A 23,156-nucleotide genomic window follows, 5' to 3' on the forward strand; every position below is an offset into this window, starting at 1 on the left:
TTATCTATCAAATAATAATCTTTTTCCAGCGTGAACATTTTTCACTTTAAAAGCATTATAAACCAATTGTCCATTTACAAAAGTATGTGTAATACGAGACTTAAATGCAAATCCTTCGAACGGAGACCAATTACATTTTGATAAAATATTACTGGAATTTACACTCCAGGGCAAACCAGGATTTACAATTACTAAATCGGCATAATACCCTTCTCTAATAAATCCTCTTTTTTCGATTTTGAAAATTTTAGCTGGATTATGACACATTTTTTCAATGATTTTCTCCACACTAATTTTTCCTTGATGATGCGCTTCAAACATAGCAACAACAGCATGCTGAACTAATGGACCTCCAGAAGGTGCTTTTAAATAAGATTGCTTCTTTTCTTCTTTGGTATGCGGTGCGTGATCTGTAGCAATTACATCGATTCGCCCATCAAGTAAAGCTTCCCAAAGTGCTTTTCGGTCATCGGCTGTTTTTACAGCAGGATTCCATTTTATAAAATTACCTTTGGTTGCATAATCATCATTGGTAAACCACAAATGATGAATACAAACTTCAGCAGTAATTTTCTTTTCTTCTAAAGGGATTTTATTCGTAAACAATTCCATTTCTTTGGCAGTCGAAAGATGAAAAATATGCAAACGAGCTCCTGTTTTCTTAGCCAAAGCAATAGCCTTAGATGAAGAAATATAACATGCCTCGGCACTACGAATTAAATGATGCACCGTTACAGGAACATCTTCGCCATACTCTGCTTTATATTTTTCCAGATTATTCTGGATTGTTGTTTCGTCTTCACAATGAACCGCGATAAGCATTGAAGTACTTGAGAAGATTTTCTCAAGCGTTGTTTCATTATCAACCAACATATTACCGGTTGATGATCCTAAAAATATTTTTATACCAGCAACATTCTTCGGATTTGTTTTTAAAACTTCATCCAAATTATCATTGGTAGCACCCATCATAAACGAATAATTCGCATGTGATTTCTTTGATGCTATCTGGTATTTCTCTTCTAAAATTTCCTGAGTTACAGCATTTGGTACCGTATTAGGCTGCTCGATAAAAGAAGTAATTCCACCGGCAACTGCTGCTCTAGATTCTGATTCGATATCGCCTTTATGCGTTAATCCCGGTTCTCTAAAATGAACCTGGTCATCTATTGCACCCGGCATTAAGTAACTTCCTTCGGCATCAATAACGACACAATTAGATGATTTCAAACTTATACTGTCTGAAATCTCTACTATTAAATCGTTTTCAATTAATAAATCCCCTTCAAAAATTGATCCTTCGTTTACAATTTTAGCATTTTTGATTAAAATCCTATTCATCGTTTATAGTTTATAATGAATTGACTAATTTTTTTAGTCTAAGTGAAATAACTCCAAAGATTGCCTCTTTAATAATCGCATTGCTCATCTTAGAAACTCCTTTTGTTCTATCTGTAAAAATAATAGGAACTTCTACAATTCCAAACTTCTTACAGTAAGTCCTATATTTCATCTCAATCTGAAAAGCATAACCAACAAATTTTATTTTGTTAAGATTAATTGATTCCAAAACCTCTCTTTTATAACACACAAATCCAGCTGTGGCGTCATGGATTTTCATTCCGGTGATAAATTTCACATATACCGATGCAAAATAAGACATCAATACACGGCTTAATGGCCAGTTTACAACGTTTACACCTGTTACATATCTAGATCCAATTGCCAAATCGGCACCGCCAAAATGACAAGCATCAAAAAGTTTTTCAAGATCATTTGGATTATGTGAAAAATCGGCATCCATTTCGAATATATAATTATATTTCCGATCCAAAGCCCATTTAAAACCATGAACATAAGCTGTTCCTAATCCTGCTTTTTTAGCCCTGTTTTCTAAAAACAACTTCCCTTCAAACTCTTCTTGAAGCATAACAACCTTATCTGCTGTATGATCTGGTGAATTATCATCGACAATAAGAAGATGAAAAGATTTATGTTGCGAAAGCACAGCTCTAATAATGCTCTCAATGTTTTCAATTTCGTTGTAAGTGGGAATTATGACAATACAATCGTTCATTTTTCTGAGTAATTTCAACGCAAAAGTAAACTTTTTATAGCATTTCATTCATAATAAAGTTATAATAAAAGTATTGATATAAAAAATTACTAATTTTGCATTGCTATGATTGAACAACTTCATCCAAGGATCACCGAAAATAAAGACTGGGCAACACTTTTGTTTGTGTTATGCTTTGCTGTTATTGCTATTACAAAGACCATTTACGATCATCGTTTTGGCGACTTCACAAAATTGCTTTTCTCCGATAAATATGCCAAAATATATAGAGATAGCAGCCATATAAAAAGCGGCTTTACAATTGCCTTATTCTTTGTGCAAATTATTTCTTTTGCCTTTTTTATTCAACTTACACTTAGCAGTCTCAAACTCGGGAATGCATCAAAAACCGATTGGGCACTTTATATTCAAATTGCAACTTTCTTATCTTTCTTTATTTTATCAAAATATTTAATTGAGAAAATTGTTGCCACTTCATTCAATATCGAAGAATTTGTCGAACACTTTAACTTACAAAAAGTAACTTATAGGGCTTATATTGGTATTTTAATACTCCCAGTCAATGCAATTTTGTTCTATTATGATGATATTTCTAAAAATGTTCCGTTAACAATATTAGCTATTTCATTATGTATCAGCCTATTTTCTTATTTTATTTCAATAAAAAACTATCAAAACGTAATATTGAGTAAGTTATTTTATTTTATTTTATATCTTTGCGCTCTTGAAATAGCCCCTTATTATTTTATGTATTATTGGTTTACAAAAGGGAGTGCTTAGAAAATATTACAACTTATGAAAGTGAAAACAATTTTGGTGTCACAGCCTGAACCTAAAGTGGAAAACTCCCCTTATTTTGAGCTCCAACAGAAACACAAAATAAAAATTGATTTCAGACCTTTCATTCACGTGGAGGGAGTTAACGCTAAAGAGATTCGATTACAAAAAATCGATCTTAATCATTACACTGCAATTATATTAACTAGCAGAAATGCAGTTGATCATTTTTTTAGAGTTGCAGAAGAAATGCGTTATAAAGTTCCTGAAGGATTAAAATATTTTTGTCAATCGGAAGCCGTTGCTTTTTACCTACAAAAATATGTAGTGTATAGAAAACGTAAAATTTATGTTGGTGCAAAAGATTTTGCAGATTTATCTCCATTAATCAAAAAGTACAAAGACGAAAAATTCTTATTACCAGCTTCAGATCAATTAAATGCTGATGCTCCAATTACTTTAAACAACTTAAAAGTAGACTGGACTCAAGCAATTTTTTACAAGACTGTAATGAGCGATTTATCCGATTTGGCCGATGTTTATTACGACATCTTGGCTTTCTTTAGTCCTACTGGAATAAAATCATTATTTAAAAACTTTCCTGACTTCAAACAAAATGAGACCAGGATAGCTGTTTTTGGAAGCACAACTCAAAAAGAAGCTCTAGATTACGGTTTAAGAATAGATATTCTTGCTCCTACCCCAGAAACTCCTTCAATGACAATGGCTCTAGAAAAATATATTGCCGAAGCAAATAAAGGAAAATAATCCTTTAACCTGAATAATAAAAAAGCTGCGAAATTCGCAGCTTTTTTTATGCCCAAACTTTTATAAATTTAATTTTCAATGAACTAAAAAAGATCTTTACATTCCAACCTATCTTTGTCAAAATTTTAAACTCTGACAAAGATTCCAGATCTAACGCTTGTTTTAAAGTTTTATCGTTAAATTTGATTTCTATTTTAAACCAAATTACTAAAATTAGTTTCAAATCACAACACATGAAAATCAACTCACTCGTTATAGAAATAGACGGTATCGATAAAGAAATCCTACGACACCTAATGGAGGATGCCCGAAAGCCAATATTACAAATTGCAAATAAAATAGGAATTTCTGGAGCAGCTATCCATCAGCGATTACGTAAACTGGAGCAATCTGGCGTAATATCAGGCTCTAAATTCACTGTTAACAATAAAGTTTTAGGATATAACACAATGGCTTTTGTAGGCGTCTATTTGGATAAAGCCGCAAGAAACCCAGAAGCCGTAAGAGAATTAAAGAAAATCCCCGAAGTTCTCGAGTGCCATTACACGACAGGAAACTGGTCGATCCTAATAAAGATTATCTGCCGCGACAACGAACATTTAATGCAACTATTAAACACCAAAATTCAGGCAATTGAAGGCGTTTCAAGAACAGAAACCTTCATTTCTCTAGACCAACAAATCGACAGACAAATTCAGCTATAACTTCCTGAAATATTTATAAAAAAAAGGAGAGATTAAATCTCTCCTTCAATACTATCTTCTTTTTTTGCTTTTTTCTTTTCGAATGTCAAAACCAATGCTGGTAAGACTAATAAGTTTGCAAACATAGCAAATAACAGCGTACAAGATATCAATCCTCCAAGTGCAATCGTACCACTAAAACTAGACAACGTAAAAGTTGCAAATCCAAAGATTAATACAATCGAAGTATAAAATGTACTAATCCCCGTTTCTCGTAAAGCACTAAATACTGATTTTTTAACCTTCCCATTACTTTGCAATAAATCATGACGGTATTTTGCCATAAACTGTATCGCATTATCCACCGAAATTCCAAAAGCAATACTAAACACTAATATTGTTGATGGCTTAAGCGGAATACCAAAATACCCCATCAATCCAGAAGTAATACAAAGAGGTAAAATATTCGTTATTACCGATGCCAGTACCATTTTTCCGGATCTAAACAAATAAGTCATAAGCCCCGCAATTACTAAAATCGCAAAAATCAATGATTCTATAAGATTATCAACCAAATAAGAAGTTCCTTTTTGGAACACCAAAGCTTTCCCTGTCAAGATAACCTCATAGCGATCTTTTGGAAAAATCTCTTCTATTCTCTTTTTCAGCTTCCCTTCTACTCTTGCCATTTCCTTGGTACCAATATCTTTCATGAAAGTTGTGATTCGCGCATATTGCCCTGTTGAATCAACATAACTTTTCATCAAGTTATCCTTGCTGTTTTTAGTAGCATTTTTGGCATAAGCCAAAATAAATGTTTGCTCTTGAGAAGTTGGCAATTCATAATATTCAGGTTTCCCATTATAAAATGCCTGTTTGGAGTATTTAACTAAGTTCACTACCGAAACTGGTTTTGACAATTCTGGAATAGTCGCAATTGTTTCTTGTAGTTCATCCATTTTTTTCATGGTCGACAATTTCATAACACCCTTTTTATGCTTAGTGTTAATCATAATCTCCAATGGCATTACTCCATTGAACTCTTTTTCATAAAAAAGAATATCTTTAAAAAATGAAGCACTCTTTGGCATTTCACCAATTAAGCTGCCCGAAACTTTAATTTGAGAAACTCCTATTATACTAAAAAGAAGCACCAAACCGTAAATTGTATAAATTACTTTTCGTTTATTTTTTACAACATTTTCAACCCAATCCAATAGAGATGAAATATAGTTTTTACTTAAGTGATATAAGTGCTTTTCTTTTGGCAAAGGCATGAAACTATACACAATAGGCACAATCACCAGTGTAAGCAAGTAAACCGAAATAACGTTGATAGAAGTTACCAATCCGAACTCAAAAAGCAAATCATTCCCTGTAATCATAAACGTAGCAAAACCTACAGCAGTTGTTAAATTCGTCATTAAAGTCGAAACTCCAATTTTCGAAATAATACGCTGTAAAGCTTTGGCCTGATTATTATGTAATTTTATCTCTTGCTGGTATTTATTAATAAGGAAAATACAATTTGTGATTCCGATTACGATAATCAATGGCGGAATTACAGCCGTAAGAATTGTGATTTTATAATGAAACAACCCTAATGTTCCAAACGACCACATTACTCCAATTACCAAAATACAAATTGATATAAATGTAGCTCTGAACGAACGGAAAAATAAAAAGAAAATCAATGAAGTTACAAGCAATGCCGCACCGATGAAAAGTCCGATTTCACCTTTCATATTCTCCGCATTAATTGTTCGGATATATGGCATTCCTGAAACGCGAAGATCTATGCCTGTAGTTTTTTCAAACTTCTCTATTCTAGGAACCAATTCTTCCAGAATAAATGTTTTTCGAGCTGCAGTATTAACTATTTTCTTATTCAGATAAATAGCCGAACGAATACTTCCTGTTTGTTTATTAAACAATAAACCTTCATAAAAAGGCAAATTATTAAACAAATCGTATTTTATTTTTTTAAGATAATCAGGATTTACCGTTTGATTCTGATCAATAAAAGGAACAAGCACGAATTTTTCGGCAACTGTATCTTTTTCTAGCTTTTTCAAGTCATTTAAAGAAACTACTAAATCTACAGCTTTTGTGTTTTTTAATCCTGTCATTAACTCATTCCAGGCAGCATAGTTTTTTGGTGTAAAAAAAGTTTCGTCTTTAAAACCTATAACGATAAGATTCCCTTCTTCGCCAAACTTACTAAGAAAGTCTTGGTACTGTTGATTTACAATGTGTTTTTTAGGAAGCAAATTAGCTTCTGTATATGTCATCCCAAGGTTTTTCCATTGTAATCCAAGAAAAATAGTTATTACAGCAATAACTCCTAGTATTATGACTCTATTTTTAAGTATAATTCTGGCTATTAATTCCCAGAATCCTACATTCGTTTTCTTTCTCATAAAAGTATTAAAAATGGCTGCAAATGTAATGAAAAACGCAGCAAAGCATAAATTTTAATATCTTTTTTTACAGAACAACTTGTATAAAATACGGTTATTTTTCACAATAACTTAATCGAAATTCATACAATTTCTTAGCTTTCGTTTCTCATATTTGTATTATTTTTGAGAAAATAATTACATTATTTAAAACAAGTATGAAAAACTACAAGAACGCTTTGTTCTACATAGGAGTAACAGGAGGTTTTACAGCATTAATTTACTGGATTATAACTAAAGGTAAGCACTTAGAAATAAATAAAACAATTGAAATTGTAGGAACCGGAAAGGGTTCCTGGCAAGATTTCATCACTTCGATGCAATCAAATTTCCAAGACCCATTAGCTATTTTATTAGCACAAATTATAACAATTATTTTTGTAGCCCGTTTCTTCGGATGGATTTTTAAACGCATCGGACAACCATCGGTAATAGGTGAAATCATTGCTGGTATTGTTCTTGGACCTTCCTTATTAGGATTGTACTTTCCTGAATTTTCGATGGCGTTATTTCCGGTTGAATCACTAGGAAATTTAAAGTTTCTAAGCCAGATCGGTCTTATTCTTTTCATGTTCGTAATTGGAATGGAACTCGACTTAAAAGCATTAAAAAACAAAGCAAATGAAGCCGTTGTAATAAGTCATGCCAGTATAGTAATTCCTTTTGCGCTAGGTATTGGATTGTCTTATTTTGTTTATAACCGATTTGCACCCGAAGGTGTAAAATTCCTATCATTCAGTCTATTCATGGGAATTGCTATGAGTATTACAGCATTTCCCGTTTTGGCACGAATTGTCCAGGAACGAGGCATTCATAAAACCCGATTAGGTACTATCGTTATTACTTGTGCCGCTGCCGACGACATCACTGCCTGGTGTTTACTTGCAGTGGTAATTGCCATTGTAAAAGCAGGAACCTTTGTAAGCGCCTTATACATTATACTCTTAGCATTTATTTATGTTTTGGCAATGTTATACATTGTGAAACCATTCTTAAAAAGAATTGGTGATTTATATGGAACCAAATCCAGTATCGACAAACCTGTAGTAGCAATTTTTGTACTTACCCTTATTGTTTCTTCTTATGCAACCGAAGTAATTGGTATTCATGCGCTTTTTGGTGCTTTTATGACAGGTGCAATCATGCCGGATGTACCTAAATTCCGAACCATGTTTATTGAGAAAGTCGAAGATGTATCGGTAATTTTATTACTACCTCTATTTTTCGTTTTTACTGGTTTAAAAACAGAAATCGGACTTATAAACGATCCTTATTTATGGACTGTAACCGGAATGATTATTTTGGTAGCTGTTGTCGGGAAATTCTTCGGAAGCGCCTTGGCTGCTAAGTTTGTAGGACAAAGCTGGAAAGACAGTTTAACTATCGGAGCCTTGATGAATACAAGGGGTTTGATGGAATTAGTTGTACTAAACATTGGACTGGAACTTAAAGTCTTAACTCCCGAAGTTTTCACAATGATGGTAATCATGGCGTTAGTAACCACCTTTATGACTGGCCCTGCATTGGATTTAATCGATTTTGTGTTTAAAACCAAAGAAGCCCCCATTCTCGAAGCACCATCAATTAGTAATAAATATCGAATTTTGATTTCGTTTGGAAACAACGAAAGAGGAAAGTCTCTTTTGCGATTAGCACATAGCATGGTCAAGAAACAACAAGACAGCTCCCAAGTCACGGCGATGCACCTATCCTTAAGCGACGAAATGCATGCTTTTAATATCGAAGACAAAGAGAAGAATAGCTTTATTCCGATTGTCGAAGAGTCAAAAATTCTGAAACAAGAAATTACCACTATTTTTAAAGCAACTATAGATATTGAAAGCGATATCGCCGACATTGCCAATCAAGGTAATTATGACTTATTGTTAGTTGGTTTAGGACAATCTATTTTTGAAGGAACATTATTAGGAAAAGTAATTGGTTTCACAACCCGAATCATCAACCCCGATCGATTGATTGATAAGTTCATAGGAAAAGAAGGTTTATTCCAGAATTCTCCTTTTGACGAAAGAACTCGATTAATAGTTTCTAAGACCAAAATGCCTTTAGGTATCCTAATCGACAAAGAATTACAAAATGTAAATCAAGTATTTATACCGATATTTAGCATCGAAGACACCTTCCTGATTGATTATGCACAAAAATTAATATTTAATAATAATTCACACATCATGATTCTTGATGTAAATGAAAACATCGAGACGAATTTTGTAATCAAAAGTGCAATTAGTACCTTAGAGCAAAAATTTCCTGAAAACATATCAATGATGAGCGACCGCATCATTAAGAAAGAATTTCTGGACAAACAAGACTTAATGATAATTAGTCTTGAAAGCTGGAAAGCATTGGTCGATTCCAGAAGTACCTGGTTAAGCAACGTGCCTTCTGTATTAATTATTAAACCCTAAAAAATGAATTGGATTTTACTTATAATAGCTGGTCTATTCGAAGTAGGTTTTGCATCTTGCCTAGGCAAAGCCAAAGAAACATCTGGAATGATATCAACCTATTGGATGATTGGATTTTTTGTATGCCTTACAATAAGTATGGCTTTATTATACAAAGCAACTCAGGTTTTACCTATTGGAACAGCTTATGCTGTCTGGACAGGAATTGGAGCAGTAGGAACCGTTTTGGTTGGGATTCTTATCTTTAAAGAACCAGCAACATTTTGGAGAATATTCTTTTTATCAACTTTAATCGCTTCAATTATTGGATTAAAGTTTGTTTCTAGTCATTAATAACATGCAAACAAGCAACACTATAACCAATTTTCTACTAGCAATAATTCTTTTGCTAGTCGCTATAATTGGTTATATCGTTTATCAATTGGTACAATCCAGAAAAGCGAAAGAATTAGCCGAAAAGAATTTTTACCTGCTAGAAATGAAAGTGAATGATTTACAATTGGAAACATTGGAATCTAAACTGAATCCGCATCTTTTCAAGAATATTCTTAATTCGATTCAATCGCATGCATATCAAACTTATTTTGCTCTGGATAAATTGGCAAATGTGCTGGATTATATTCTTTATGAAAGCAAAAAAAAGTTGGTAACGCCTAAAGAAGAAATCGAGTTTGCACTGAATCTTATCGAAATAAACAAAATAAAAATCAGTCCACTTTTTGAATTAAAGGTAAAGACCATTATCGGCGAAGACGAAAAGTTATATGACCAACCATTACTCGCGCCATTAATTTCTATCGATTTAATCGAAAATGCCTTTAAACATGCCGATATTCAAAACGCCGATGCTTTTATTTCGGTAATATTTGAATTCAAAGACAATCATTTTTCTCTGACTGTTTCAAATAAAATATCAGATAAAAAAGTATTAAAAAAAGAACGAAGCGGTATCGGAAACACCACATTAGAACAACGTTTAAAAATAATCTACAAAAATCAGTTCAAACTTGATAAATTTGTAGAGAACGATATTTACATTGCTCATTTAAAAATTAATCTACTTGAATACAAAACTCAAATGCTTACTACTGGATGATGAGTTACCTGGATTAACGTATCTAAAAATGCTTTGTGAACAAATCCCAACATTAGAGATTGTAAAAACTTTTAATAATCCAGAGAAATTATTGACTGAAATTCCTAATCTAGATTTTGATCTATTAATATCAGATATCGAAATGCCTGGAATTGATGGATTAAGTTTAGCCAGTTTACTTCAGGACAAATTAGTGATTTTTTGCACTGCTTACAAAGAATATGCTGCCGAAGCATTTAATATAGATGCCGTCGATTACATTACGAAGCCTGTAAAAATAGAACGTTTGCAAAAAGCAATTTCCAAAGCGCTTGAACAGTTCAACAAACCCGAAGCTGCAAAAAAATTCATTCAATTAAACACAAACAAAGGCAAAACTCTATTGTATTTTAATCAAATTCAATACATAAAAACAGCCACAACAGATAGTCGGGATAAAACTGTACTCCTTACGGATGGAAGTTCGCTTACCTTAAAAAACATTAACTTTGATACACTTTTAAAACAATTACCAGACACCTATTTTTGTCGGGTTAACAAAAAGGAAATCATTGCGATGAGTGCCATTCAGTTTTTTAATCATAACGAAATTGTACTACATCATCAGAAAAAAAATGGAGAAAACATTACCCTTTCTTTAAGCGAAACGTACCGATCGGACTTTTTACTTAAAGTAAAAATATAACTTATTACAAAGTTTTTCCATCTTATTACATCAGAAGAGAATTAGCTCTTGATTTTCTTTTTTCCTTAAAAGTCACTTCTCATATTTGCACAATAAATCAAAATGACGTGATATGAAAAACATCAAAAACTCATTATTTTATCTAATAATTATTGGAGGATTTTCGACTTTAATCTATTTGGTAATCTCAAAAGGAAAAGCATTAGAAATAGGAAGAGAAATCGTTGTAAAAAAAACAGAGAGTAGTCATTGGAATGATTTCCTTTCGGCAATGATTGAAAATCTACAACATCCATTAGCAATTTTGCTTGCTCAGATTATTACGATTATTTTGGTAGCACGCTTTTTTGGATGGGTCTTTAGAAAAATCGGTCAACCTTCGGTAATTGGAGAAATGGTTGCTGGTATTGTTTTAGGACCATCTCTGGTTGGAATGTATTTCCCTGAATTTTCAGCCACTTTATTCCCAAAAGAATCTTTAGGAAACCTGCAATTTTTAAGTCAGATTGGTTTAATACTTTTCATGTTTGTAATTGGTATGGAACTAGACTTAAAAGTGCTAAAAAACAAAGCGCATGAATCTGTTGTGATTAGTCATGCGAGTATTGTTATCCCTTTTGCATTAGGATTAACTTTAGCTTATTTCATCTACCATACTTTTGCACCTATTGGAGTCGAATTTTCATCTTTCGGGCTCTTTATGGGAATCGCCATGAGTATTACAGCATTTCCCGTTTTGGCGCGAATTGTTCAGGAACGAGGCTTGCAGAAAACCAAACTCGGAACCATTGCCATAACGTGTGCCGCTGCCGATGATATCACGGCCTGGTGTATTCTAGCTGTAGTAATTGCGATTGTAAAAGCAGGTTCTTTTACAAGCTCATTATATGTAATTGGATTAGCTATTTTGTATGTAATTATAATGCTAAAAATAGTTCGCCCATTTTTAAAACGTGTAGGAGATTTAAACTCAACTCGTGAAAGCTTAAATAAACCTGTTGTTGCTATTTTCTTTTTAACGCTTTTATTCTCTTCTTACGCTTCAGAGTTAATAGGAATTCACGCTTTATTTGGTGCATTTTTAGCAGGAGCGATTATGCCCGAAAACAATAAATTCCGTAATATATTTATCGAAAAAGTAGAAGATGTATCAGTTATACTTCTACTTCCTTTATTCTTCGTTTTTACAGGATTACGTACACAAATAGGTTTATTAAACGATCCTTATTTATGGAAAGTTACAGGAGTAATTATTGCTGTAGCAGTCATTGGGAAATTCTTTGGTAGTGCCTTAGCAGCCAAATTTGTGGGACAAAACTGGAAAGATAGTTTAGCGATCGGTGCCCTAATGAATACTCGTGGTTTAATGGAACTAGTAGTACTGAATATAGGATATGATCTAGGTGTTTTATCTACCGAAATTTTTACCATGATGGTAATTATGGCTTTGGTTACCACCTTTATGACTGGTCCAGCTTTGGACTTTATTAATTTTATATTTAAAGATAAAAAGACAATTATTCCAGAAGAAATAGGCAACAAAAGCAAATACAAAATTCTATTTTCATTTGATACTCCCGAAAAAGGAAAAACATTGTTGCGAATTGCAAATAGTCTGACTAAAAAACAACCGGACAATACCATTGTAACGGCAATGCATTTATCATTAAGTTCCGAATTACATTCATTTGATGTAAAAGATTATGAAAGAGAAATGCTTTTACCTGTTATCTCAGAATCCGAAGTTTTAAACCAAAACATGATTAGCCTTTTTAAAGTATCCAATGATATTGATGCCGATATAATCGAAACGGCGAATCAAGGTGAATACGATTTATTATTGGTAAGTTTAGGACAGTCCATTTTCGACGGAACGTTATTGGGTAAAATACTTGGTTTCACAACCCGAATCGTAAATCCGGATCGTCTAATCGATAAATTCACAGGAAAGGAAGGCTTGTTCGAAAACTCTCCTTTTGATGAGAGAACGAGACATATTATCGCTAAAAGCAAAATGCCTGTCGGGATTTTCATTGATAAAGAGTTAGAAGAAATAAATCAGGTTTTCATACCTATTTTTAGCAAAGAAGACGGCTTCCTTATCGAATATGCCAAGAAATTAATTAGTAACAATGGTTCCCAAATTACTATTCTGGATGCAAGTGGAGAATTAAAAAGTACCCGTGACATGCAGGAATCCATTCGATCTATTGAACAAATTGCCCCAAATCATATCATGCTAATGAATGACAGAACTATTAAAAAGGAATTTTTAGAGAACCAAGATTTAATGATTATTAGTTTAGACAGCTGGAAAAAACTAATCGAATCTCAAAGTACATGGCTTAATAATACACCATCGGTTTTAATTCTTAAACCATAATAGTTTTAAAAACATTAAAAGGGAACAGAAGTTAATTCTGTTCCCTTTTATTTTATCCATTCTGTATATTAAAGAATCAGCCTTTTTGTAATTCTTTAATTCTTCTATATTTTGATATTTACCTCACTTAAAATATATTTTTAATCAATCGGCATAGTTAAAAAATATAGACATCTTACCTTTTCCCCTTTAAACTCGCTGGGAATCCATTTTGGAGATAATTTCAAAATTCGAATCGCTTCCAATCCTGTACCATAACCAATGTCCCTAAGACATTTAATATTTGTAAGGGAGCCATCTTTCTATTACAAAAGAAAGATGAATTTTTCCTTTTAATTCTACTTCACTGGGTTTTACAAAGTTTTTATCACAAAAATTATAGAAAGCATTAATACCATTTGGAAAATCGGATTTCACATCAACCTCTTCTATTTTATATGTTTTATTTTCGGCATTCTCATAATTTACTTCTTTCTCTTGCATATCATCAGCCATCTTAATTATTCCTCCAGGTATTTCTTTTATTAAAACTCCATGTTCAGTATATTGTTTTAATTTCCCATCCTTAGAATTAATTTGTAGTATTTTCCCACTTGGATAATAATCGGTCTCTATTTTATAGCTTTTACTTTTATGAGCTGAGTTATTTGTTTTCTTATTTCTAGTTATCTTTCCATCTGCATTCCAAATTTTATTTTCATCAAAAACTATAATTTTCCATTTGAGTTTTGCATTTTCATAATATAAGGTTTGTATCTCTTTTGTTATCCAATTATAATCAACTTGCCTAGTTAGCCCCCCTAAACTATCATAATCTTTCTCATAATAAAAATTGATTACATCTGTCATTATTTTTCCATTTTTATAATAGGTTATTGCTTTAATATCATCTTTATTTCTTCCATACGATTCCATATATACAGTGCCATTTTCATAAAAGCTATAATTTGAATAAACTAATGATGTTTTCATTGTCCATTTTTTAAGAGTATTGTCATATCTCTCAATATCCTTATTTACAATTTTTAAACTATCTGTAGTTCTTCCAACGGAATCTAAATATATTACTTTTTCCAACATTCCTTCTTTCAATACTGTTTTACACTTCAATAATCCATCAGAATCATACTCCTTAAAAACCCCATCGACATTTCCTTTTTCACTAATATAAAATTTGATACCATTTTTTTTAATAATCATTTCATAAAAACCTTTTGAAAGTTTTGATTTATTAATGTTTGTAATAACAATACTATTTGTAGAAAACATGCTATTCCTTTCATATGAAACAGTTGAATAATTTATTTTTTTATATTCCTGAGCATTACAAACTTGAATTACAATTAGGAGTAGAATGATTTGTATTTTTTTCATGATTTTTTATTTGTTCAACTGATAAAATCGATTGTGGATTCTAATATTATTCACACTTTGCAATAAACAAAGGCTTCTCCATTGTTTTATTTAATTCTATTTTTTCAACTTTTATGGGATCTAATCTTTCAACTTCAACTCCTTTTCGGGTAAGGTCATTAATTTGCCAGGGAATTAAAGCTCCTTTTATTTTTTCTAGCATCTTCTCTGTTATGTCATTCCTTTCTGTTACAAGAGGTTTATGAGCATGGATATCTTGAATTATATAGTCTTTATTTTGTTTTATAATTTCAATTTTAAAAGGTATTTTTACGTTCCCATCAATAAATACTCTGTAATTAGAAAATTTCTCTGATAATTGAAAAGTATAAACATTTGAGGCAACAGGATATTTTATGTCATCTGAAAAATCGACTTCTTTCTCTGGAGAAACTAACTTTAGTTCAGCATTTTTATCGGGAATATTTGTTTCGAAATTTCGATCTAAACAACTCCATTTTTCATCAAATAATGGTCGATAAATTGGTTGTTTTAATTCCTTTTTTGAAAAAGAAACATACAGATTTATTTTATCGTTAGGACTAAACTGCACATTTTTTTTTGTTGAATTACCCTTTATTCCATAAACGCTAAAAATTGATTTGTTCTCAGTATTAATTTCTAATTTTATTTTATCCTTTGTCTCTTCAATCCAATTGCCTTGCAGCGGAGTTCCACCTGCATAAAATACGATAAACGTATGGTCAGGTAAAACAAATAAACTCGAACTCTGAATATCTACTCCTCCATCTTTAAGAGAATAACTACCCACAAATTGAGCTTTTATAGTTGTAAAGCTTGTAATAAATAAGATAAATGCACTTGTAAATAATTTCATGTTTTTATTTTTTTGATTTAATTCTTATACATCTTTACCACCGTTTTTTTCCAAAGGAATTTCTTCTTTACACTTAACCGTAAAAACCGTTTTTTCATTTATCATATACTAATTGATAATTAACAAGCTAATCTTAATAACTATTAAATACAGAAACATTGCTGCTAATAATAATATAAAGTTTGTAGTTCGTAAAAGGTAGTTTTTTTTCATTTGAAACATTATCAATTCAAAAATTATAAACAAAAACCATATAACTTGTAGAAATACAACTAAAAGCAAATAACCATATCCCGTTTGAACTCCTACAATGTTTGATTCGCTAAAAATTAAAGAGGTAATAATCAAAACAAACAAAACAAAAAAACGTGTTAAAAAATGTCTTCCTGCGCTTGAATCTTTTATAATTATTTCTTCCGGATTTTCTTTAAGCTCTAAAAGCTTATTTAAATTTTCATTCATACTTATGTTTTTTACTTATTGCTTCTTATACAGTTTAATAAAAAAAGGTAACAACCCTACATATGCGAAAACTTTTAAAAACTCAAAAATATTTCCAACAGTAAAAACAAAATATCTAAGAACCACATTTAACAAACTAATAAATACAAGTGCACAAACTGATATAATTGCTAGTAACGTTACTTCTTTCATTCCTCTTTTATTTAATTATAAATTTTAGTCATTATTAATTCTTCCACATTTTTACTACCGTTTTTTCCAACGGAATTTCTTCTCCTTCGCATTTTACTGTAAAGGTTGTGGTTTTGTACATAAAAGCAACTTTCGCTTCAATGTCTATGCTTTTATCAGGATGAACAGCAGTTAGTTTTTTGAAAGCATTTAGTATTTCTTCGTCGTCAAACTGTACTTCTGCATTATGCTGACTAAAGAAAAACCTACCGTAAGATGGTAAAGCCTTATTTTGATAGGAATTGATATCCTTAACTTCTATTATTTCTTCTTCACCATTTACATATTTTAAACGTCTATCAGAGCTTTCCTTATCTGCCTTATAAAAATGAATATTAAAACGATAATTATATTTTGTTCTATAATCTTTCCATAAATCTACAGGAACTCCTTTCTCTTTTATGTATGCCTGACTTTCCCTAGGCAAATATGATTTAAAACGAAAATTATAAAATTCATCCTGTGTATATTCATGAGGGTTTCTATAGAATTCATCTACACTCACAAAAGTTTCTTTAGCCTGAAAATGAGCTATTTCAACAGAACGATTTAATCCTGTAAGCCAAACTACAACCAGTCCACCAGGAGCTAATCCAACTGTGATATCCTTATAGGTAACATGAGACCAAACACCTTTTCGATCTTTATTCATATAACCTTCTTGAAAAAATTTGAATATTTTTTCTTTTGGCAAAGTAGCTTCTATTTTCCAGAACTTTTTATCTGCAAAACTAATCCAAGTCAGTGATAAATTGGTCGGGATAGAATTACCTCCAGCATAAGCATTATTACCGTAACCCCAGTCACCAGTACTAATACCCGTATTCATATATGCAGTAATCATTTTTTTATCGTCCGCGAGATAACCTTTATGAATTTCAATAGGATACATATGTGGTGCTGTTATAGTCGAGCCCCAACTAAAACTTTCGTTATTTTCCATCTTCTGTTTATTTGTATTGTTACAACAAACAAGGAATAGACAACTTGTAATTATGATAAAATACTTTTTCATTATACTTTATTCTTCCACATCCTAACTGTTGTCTTTTCTAATGGAATTTCTTCGTTTTCGCATTTCACAGTAAAACTCATTGATTTGTACATTAAAATGGGTCTTAATTCTATCTCTATAGTTGCATCAGGATGATTTTTACTTATTTTTTTGAAAGCTGTAACAATTTCTTCCTCATCAAAAGTTCCTTCACCTCCATAAACACTAAAATAAAACCGAACCCACAAAGGCAATGCTTTTTTTCTGTAAAGATCAATTTCACCTTCTTTCAATATTTCCGATTCTCCATTTACGTACGTTAAATCCCTATCAAACTGCTCTTTATCTGCTTTATAAAAATGAATATTAAAACGATAATTGTATTTTGTTCTATATTCCTCCCATAACTTTACAGGAACTCCTTTCTCTTTGATCAAAGCTTGTGTTTCTTTTGGAATGTAAGCATTATAGAAATAATCGTAAAATTCTTGCTGCGTATCTTCATCAGGGTTTCTATAAAATTCATCTACACTTACAAAAGTTTCTTTAGCTTGATAATGAGCTACTTCTACCCTTCTATTTTTACCTGTAACCCATAATACTACTGTGCCACCAGGCGCCAGACCAACAGTAATATTTTTATAAGTTATACGAGACCATATCCCTGCTCTATCCTTATCCATATAGCCTTCCTTAAATAATGTAAATATCTTGTTTTGAGCAGATTGATCTATTTAAGTTTCTATTTTCCAGAACTTTTTTTCGGCATAACTTATCCAAACAAGAGATAATAAAGTTGGCATAGTATTTCCTCCCGACATAGCATTCCCATCATAACTCCATCCGCTTTGATTAACTCCTGTACTTACAAATGCGGCAATCATCTTTTTATCATTACTTAAATACCCTTTATGTATATCAATTGGATAATGAAAAGGAGCTGTTACAGTAACAGCCCAATTAAAATCGGTTTTATTACTCATATCTTCTTTTTTATTACAAGAAATAAAAAAGAATAAACTACAGATACTTACAATACCATATTTTATCATTATGCTTTATTCTTCCACATTCTCACAGTTACTTTTTCTAAAGGAATTTCTTCTCCCCCACATTTAACTGTAAATACTACTGTTTTGTACATAAAAGCAACTCTTGCTTCTATCTCTATAGTTGCATCGGGATGATTCTTGCTTATTTTTTTAAAAGCAGCTAATATTTCTTCTCCGTCAAACTCCGCTTCTGCATTATACTGATTGAAATAAAATCTAACATACTCAGGCAAAGCTTTACTTTTATCCAAAACTATTTCTTCTACTTTTTCTTTTTCCTCTTCACCATTTACATACTTAGTATATCTTTCTAAATTTTCCTTATCAGCTTTATAGAAATGTAAGTTAAAATGATATTTATATTTTGTTCTGTAATTGTTCCATAAATTTACAGGAACCCCTTTCTCTTTTATGTAAGCTTGAGTTTCTTTTGGAACATAAGATTTAAAGCAAAAATCATAAAACCCTTGTTGTGTATGCTCATGTGGGTTTCTATAAAATTCATCTACACTTACAAAAGTTTCTTTAGCTTGATAATGAGCTACTTCTACCCGTCTGTTTTTACCTGTAAGCCATAAAACCACTGTACCACCAGGCGCCAGACCAACAGTAATATTTTTATAAGTAAGATGAGACCATATTCCTTCTCGATCTTTATTCATATAACCTTCCTTAAACAATGCGATCATCTTATTTTGAACAGCTTGATCTATTGAAGTTTCTATTTTCCAAAACTTTTTTTCGGCATAACTTATCCAAGTAAGTGATAATAAAGTTGGAAGCGTATTACCTCCTGACAAAGCATCTCCATCATAATTCCATCCATTTTCATTTAAACCTGTACTTATAAATGCTGCAATCATTTTTTTATCGTTACCTAAATAACCTTTATGTATTTCTATAGGATAATTAAATGGAGCAGTTACAGTAACCGCCCAGCTAAAATCTTTTTTATCTTCCATTTTTTTATACTTCTCGCAAGAAATAAAAAAGAGTAAACTACAGATAATTACAATGCCACATTTTTTCATTATTAATTCTTCCACATTTTTACTACTGTTTTTTCCAAAGGAATTTCCTCATCTTCACATTTTACAGTAAATGTTGTCGTTTTATACATAAAAGCAACTTTCGCTTCAATCTCTATACTTTTATCAGGATGATTTTTGCTTATCTTTTTGAAAGCATTTAATACTTCCTCTCCGTCAAACTGTACTTCTGCATTATACTGACTAAAGAAAAACCTGCCATAAGATGGTAAAGCTCTATTTTGATAGGAACCAGCATTCTTAACTTCTATTACTTCTTCTTCACCATTTACATATCTTAAACGTCTATCAGAACTTTCCTTATCTACCTTATAAAAATGAATATTAAAACGATAATTATATTTGGTTCTGTAATTGTTCCATAAATTCACAGGAATTCCATTTTCTTTTATATATGCTTGAGTCTCTTTAGGAACTTCACTTTTGAATGACCAATCGTAAAATTCTTCCTGGGTATCTTCGTGAGGGTTTCTATAAAACTCGTTTGCACTTACAAAAGTCTCTACAGCCTGATAGTGTGCGATTTCTACCGAACGTTTTTTTCCAGTAAGCCATACCACAACTAAGCCACCTGGTGCTAAACCTACTGTAATATCATTATAGGTAATATGAGACCATTCTCCTTTTCGGTCTTTATCCATATACCCTTCTTTAAATAATGCTAGTATTTTATCATGAGGCAATACTGCTTCTATTTTCCAAAACTTTTTTTCAGCATAACTTATCCAGGTAAGTGATAAGTTAGTAGGAATTGTTTTCCCTCCTACATAAGCATTATTACCATATCCCCAATCCCCTGTACTTGTTCCTGTGCTAATGTATCCAGTAATCATCTCTTTATCATTGGCCAAATACCCTTTATGAATTTCAATTGGGTACATATGTGGTGCTGTTATAGTAGAACCCCAGCTAAAACTTTCGTTATTTTCCATGTTTTTTTTATTTGAATTATTGCAGGATAGTAACATTATCATTCCTAAGCCCAATACTTGATATATTATTCTCATATTTTTTATCCGTTTACTTTTCTTTTTCGCTTACCATCTTCAAAATTGGGTTTGTTGGGCTGTACCAAAGTATTTACTACGCCTTCTCCGTAAACTGCATTCCAATGCAGATAATCATGACGCAGTCGTTTGATATCGGCATTCAATTGATCTTCTTCTTCTTTTCGTCTCTCTTCTTCTTTTAAAACAGCTGTAGAATCATCTGAACTGTAAACAATGGTTCGCATAGGTACCGATTCATATACGAAAGGCTGACCATCCTTAAAAGCATATTTTTCCAATCTGACTTTTATTTTTTCTAAAAAAGAAATATTTGAGAATTTAGTATTTTTGAAATCATAATTATTTTTCAATTTTGTTTCATTTATTAATAATTCTTTGTCTAAACAAAATTTAACCATCAAATGCAACGGAATATAACTATACTGATTGCTTATAGCTTCTCTATTAGAGGATAATACTCGTGCCACTCCATTTAAAATAGTTCGCTGTGTATTATCCCAATGAATTGCTAGCTCCTTCTTTTTAAACCAGCCCTCGGCAATCAAGCGTTCTTGCTCTTTTTCGAGATCTGCCCCCCACATTACAGGACTTACCATCATTCGCCCGTTTATTTCGCTTCTTCCTTCTACATAACTACCACCAACATCACAATGCACCCCTGGTAGATACAGCTCTATACCACGATCTGTTTTTCCTCCTCCTTTTTTACCCGTTATACACGAAATATCTACCAGATTAAAATTAGCTCGATGTTCATCTGCCGCTACCATGTGTACTGTATATTTAGCTTTACTTATAGAATTAAGACCTAAATCTTTAACATCATTCCATTGTGCAAAGCCATGGTGTGGGACAGTATCATATAAACCCGCAAATCGAATAATTAATTGATCAAAAGTAATAGGATCTTTCACTTCTGTAAGGTGATATCCTAATCTTCCGTTACTAGGAAGCTTTTTATTGTTGTATTCACTACTTACCTCATGACCATTTGCATCTCTAAAATACTTTACCCCTTTATAATAAGTACCTGTAGCCATATATGATTGTCTGGTTATCTCATGAACAAAACAGCGGGCTGATGCAGCACCACGGCTAAAACCAAAGACATCGACTGTAATAGTGCCCACCTCACTTTCATTCATAGCAATAATTTTGTCAGCCATCAATTTTACGGCTCTTTCTACACGGTCTATAATTCCTGCATTACCCTGTCCAAATCCAGTACCTTGTACCACATCATCTTTTTCATAATTTTCCAAAGGTAAAGTTTCAACTTTCTGTTCAATACTCTTTTCATCTGCTAAAGTATTTGTTCCCATCCCTTCGGTGTAAATTTTGAATCTAGGATTTGATGTATTAGTAGGATCATCCAGATAGTTTTTAAACAATATTGCAGGGTTACTTAAATCATTTTCATAACTGTTATCTTCGTCATATTTATATTTACTCTCTCTTGCTTTTCCTATTTGATCCTGGCTTGATGCTGCTACTTTTAATCGTTCTTCAGGATTCTTTCCGTAACGCTGCTGTTCTTCATAAGAAAGACTTGCATATTTTTTCTTAATCTGATCATCTTCCCAACTTTGTCTAGAAATAGTATTGTACATATTATTTAATGTACCATCTATAAACACCCCAAACGTAAAATTAATTTTCTTTTTGTCTTCGGGAGCACCATCTTTTTCAGCTTCACCTTGCAGCATTGGGTTATTTCCCGTTAATTCACCTTTTTTAAGAACTCCATCTTTAGAAACTTTTAGGACACAATCGTCTAGATCTATTTTTGTCTTTTTTATTTTTGGGTGATATACAATAGGATTTATTTCTAATTTTTCTCCTCCCTGAAACAGCCACGCCTGCTCTACAAATACAGGAAAAACACACTTTTGTACATTGGCACTGGATATTTGCTCCTCTCCTTTGTCGGTAATCAAGGCATCGGTAATTGTTCCTGTTGGTGGTTGAGTAGTTGTATCGTATTTGTGTGCACCTACAGAACGCGTAAATCGTGTTAATGGTTTAGCTTCGAGTTTTTGTATAGGATCACCGTCGGCATCACTTGGTGTAGGAGTTAAATCGGCATTTATATATTTTGTATCTCTTAATTGTATTTCTATCTTCTCCTCATACAAAGCTTCGGTATAAATATGCAGATAAACAGTAGAACCGTATGCAATTACTTCGGTTATTAGTTTACCTGTATGATCACGCCATTCGGCTGCAATAACCCTAGGTATACCCACTGCACGTATGTACATGCCATGTGGCGGCATGCCTAATGGAGGATTTTTTGCACTAAATATTTCCAACCAGGTCAAACCTCCGCCTTCTAATAGTTTTGGAAATAGAATTTTTTTTGCGTTTGTATCCGAGATTCCTAAACTAAGGGTATTATTGTGTGAAATTCTATCTGCTTTAATTCCTTTGCCTACTACCTGCCAAGCCCAATGTATATGTGCCCGCTCAGCAGCAATATTCTTATCGTAAGTTTCTTTAGCTTTATTATACTCTTCAAATTTGCGTTTATATTCGGTTTTACTATCCCATGACATCTTATTATAAACTTCTTCTTTTACAGCAGCAAAACGTTTTGGTTTAGAATAGATTGCATCGATATAATTCTCTATATCGGCAATCGTAACCGTAAATGCTCCAGCCTTAGAAAGTGTTAGGCAATTTATTCCTGCATTCCATTTTTGACCTGCTTCCAGAGGTGCTTTTGGAGAAATATGTAAATCCTTACTCAT

Annotated in this window: 18 protein-coding genes and 1 pseudogene; 8 read left to right on the plus strand and 11 right to left on the minus strand. The window is 32.2% G+C overall.

Translation table 11 applies throughout. The features are described 5' to 3' along the window. Together OIU83_RS16625 and OIU83_RS16630 are read right to left on the minus strand one after the other, a co-directional pair. Positions 1-1,341 (minus strand): dihydroorotase, encoded by a 1,341-nt coding sequence (locus OIU83_RS16625; protein ID WP_264207388.1) that lies wholly within the window; start codon positions 1,339-1,341, stop codon positions 1-3. Positions 1,342-1,351: 10 nt separating this feature from the next. Next, entirely contained in the window at positions 1,352-2,077 is a 726-nt protein-coding gene (locus OIU83_RS16630; protein WP_264207389.1) for a polyprenol monophosphomannose synthase, read from the minus strand. Positions 2,078-2,182: 105 nt separating this feature from the next. On the opposite strand from OIU83_RS16630, the gene OIU83_RS16635 reads away from it, so the two are divergent. The 3 genes from OIU83_RS16635 (at position 2,183) to OIU83_RS16645 (ending at position 4,326) form a co-directional block, all read left to right on the plus strand. Further along, the gene (locus tag OIU83_RS16635; RefSeq protein WP_264207390.1) at positions 2,183-2,857 is read left to right on the plus strand and encodes a DUF4271 domain-containing protein; all 675 of its coding nucleotides are present in this window, start codon (positions 2,183-2,185) and stop codon (positions 2,855-2,857) included. Positions 2,858-2,872: 15 nt separating this feature from the next. Beyond that, positions 2,873-3,622 (plus strand): uroporphyrinogen-III synthase, encoded by a 750-nt coding sequence (locus OIU83_RS16640; protein ID WP_039115878.1) that lies wholly within the window; start codon positions 2,873-2,875, stop codon positions 3,620-3,622. A gap of 233 nt (positions 3,623-3,855) precedes the next feature. Then, a complete protein-coding gene (locus OIU83_RS16645) occupies positions 3,856-4,326 on the plus strand; it encodes an Lrp/AsnC family transcriptional regulator (protein WP_035617352.1) in 471 nt (156 codons plus the stop codon). Between the two features lie 32 nt (positions 4,327-4,358). On the opposite strand, the gene OIU83_RS16650 is transcribed toward OIU83_RS16645, so the two are convergent. Beyond that, the gene (locus OIU83_RS16650; protein WP_264207391.1) at positions 4,359-6,725 is read right to left on the minus strand and encodes an efflux RND transporter permease subunit; all 2,367 of its coding nucleotides are present in this window, start codon (positions 6,723-6,725) and stop codon (positions 4,359-4,361) included. Positions 6,726-6,922: 197 nt separating this feature from the next. Here OIU83_RS16650 and OIU83_RS16655 point away from each other — a divergent pair, with 197 nt between their 5' ends. The 5 genes from OIU83_RS16655 (at position 6,923) to OIU83_RS16675 (ending at position 13,357) form a co-directional block, all read left to right on the plus strand. Then, positions 6,923-9,193: a cation:proton antiporter gene (locus OIU83_RS16655; RefSeq protein ID WP_264207392.1), complete on the plus strand. Its 2,271-nt coding sequence runs from the start codon at positions 6,923-6,925 to the stop codon at positions 9,191-9,193. Positions 9,194-9,196: 3 nt separating this feature from the next. Beyond that, positions 9,197-9,526: a DMT family transporter gene (locus OIU83_RS16660; protein ID WP_264207393.1), complete on the plus strand. Its 330-nt coding sequence runs from the start codon at positions 9,197-9,199 to the stop codon at positions 9,524-9,526. Positions 9,527-9,530: 4 nt separating this feature from the next. After that, positions 9,531-10,289: a sensor histidine kinase gene (locus tag OIU83_RS16665; protein ID WP_264207394.1), complete on the plus strand. Its 759-nt coding sequence runs from the start codon at positions 9,531-9,533 to the stop codon at positions 10,287-10,289. Next, complete coding sequence (locus OIU83_RS16670; protein WP_264207395.1) at positions 10,255-10,974, plus strand: LytR/AlgR family response regulator transcription factor; 720 nt, start codon at positions 10,255-10,257, stop codon at positions 10,972-10,974. Before OIU83_RS16665 ends, OIU83_RS16670 begins: the two co-directional genes overlap by 35 nt. Before the next feature lie 112 nt (positions 10,975-11,086). Then, entirely contained in the window at positions 11,087-13,357 is a 2,271-nt protein-coding gene (locus tag OIU83_RS16675; RefSeq protein ID WP_264207396.1) for a cation:proton antiporter, read from the plus strand. A gap of 276 nt (positions 13,358-13,633) precedes the next feature. On the opposite strand, the gene OIU83_RS16680 is transcribed toward OIU83_RS16675, so the two are convergent. The 8 genes and pseudogenes from OIU83_RS16680 to OIU83_RS16715 all read right to left on the minus strand — a co-directional run bounded on the left by OIU83_RS16680 (position 13,634) and on the right by OIU83_RS16715 (position 23,156). Beyond that, positions 13,634-14,731, minus strand: a complete 1,098-nt coding sequence (locus tag OIU83_RS16680) for a hypothetical protein (protein WP_264207397.1) — start codon at positions 14,729-14,731, stop codon at positions 13,634-13,636. Between the two features lie 46 nt (positions 14,732-14,777). Then, positions 14,778-15,608 (minus strand): hypothetical protein, encoded by an 831-nt coding sequence (locus tag OIU83_RS16685; protein ID WP_264207398.1) that lies wholly within the window; start codon positions 15,606-15,608, stop codon positions 14,778-14,780. A gap of 108 nt (positions 15,609-15,716) precedes the next feature. After that, on the minus strand, positions 15,717-16,070 hold the full coding sequence (locus OIU83_RS16690) for a hypothetical protein (RefSeq protein WP_264207399.1): 354 nt from the start codon (positions 16,068-16,070) through the stop codon (positions 15,717-15,719). Between the two features lie 226 nt (positions 16,071-16,296). Next, positions 16,297-17,244 (minus strand): DUF2931 family protein, encoded by a 948-nt coding sequence (locus OIU83_RS16695; protein ID WP_264207400.1) that lies wholly within the window; start codon positions 17,242-17,244, stop codon positions 16,297-16,299. A gap of 71 nt (positions 17,245-17,315) precedes the next feature. Continuing rightward, positions 17,316-18,347: pseudogene (locus tag OIU83_RS16700) on the minus strand (DUF2931 family protein). Further along, on the minus strand, positions 18,347-19,309 hold the full coding sequence (locus tag OIU83_RS16705; RefSeq protein WP_264207401.1) for a DUF2931 family protein: 963 nt from the start codon (positions 19,307-19,309) through the stop codon (positions 18,347-18,349). Before OIU83_RS16705 ends, OIU83_RS16700 begins: the two are co-directional and overlap by 1 nt. A gap of 71 nt (positions 19,310-19,380) precedes the next feature. Beyond that, positions 19,381-20,403 carry a DUF2931 family protein gene (locus OIU83_RS16710; RefSeq protein ID WP_264207402.1) on the minus strand — a complete coding sequence of 341 codons (1,023 nt, stop codon included), beginning with the start codon at positions 20,401-20,403 and terminating at the stop codon, positions 19,381-19,383. 5 nt (positions 20,404-20,408) lie between these two features. Further along, positions 20,409-23,156 (minus strand): T6SS phospholipase effector Tle1-like catalytic domain-containing protein, encoded by a 2,748-nt coding sequence (locus OIU83_RS16715; protein ID WP_264207403.1) that lies wholly within the window; start codon positions 23,154-23,156, stop codon positions 20,409-20,411.

Source organism: Flavobacterium shii, from assembly GCF_025847235.1.
Taxonomy (GTDB): Bacteria; Bacteroidota; Bacteroidia; order Flavobacteriales; family Flavobacteriaceae; genus Flavobacterium; species Flavobacterium shii.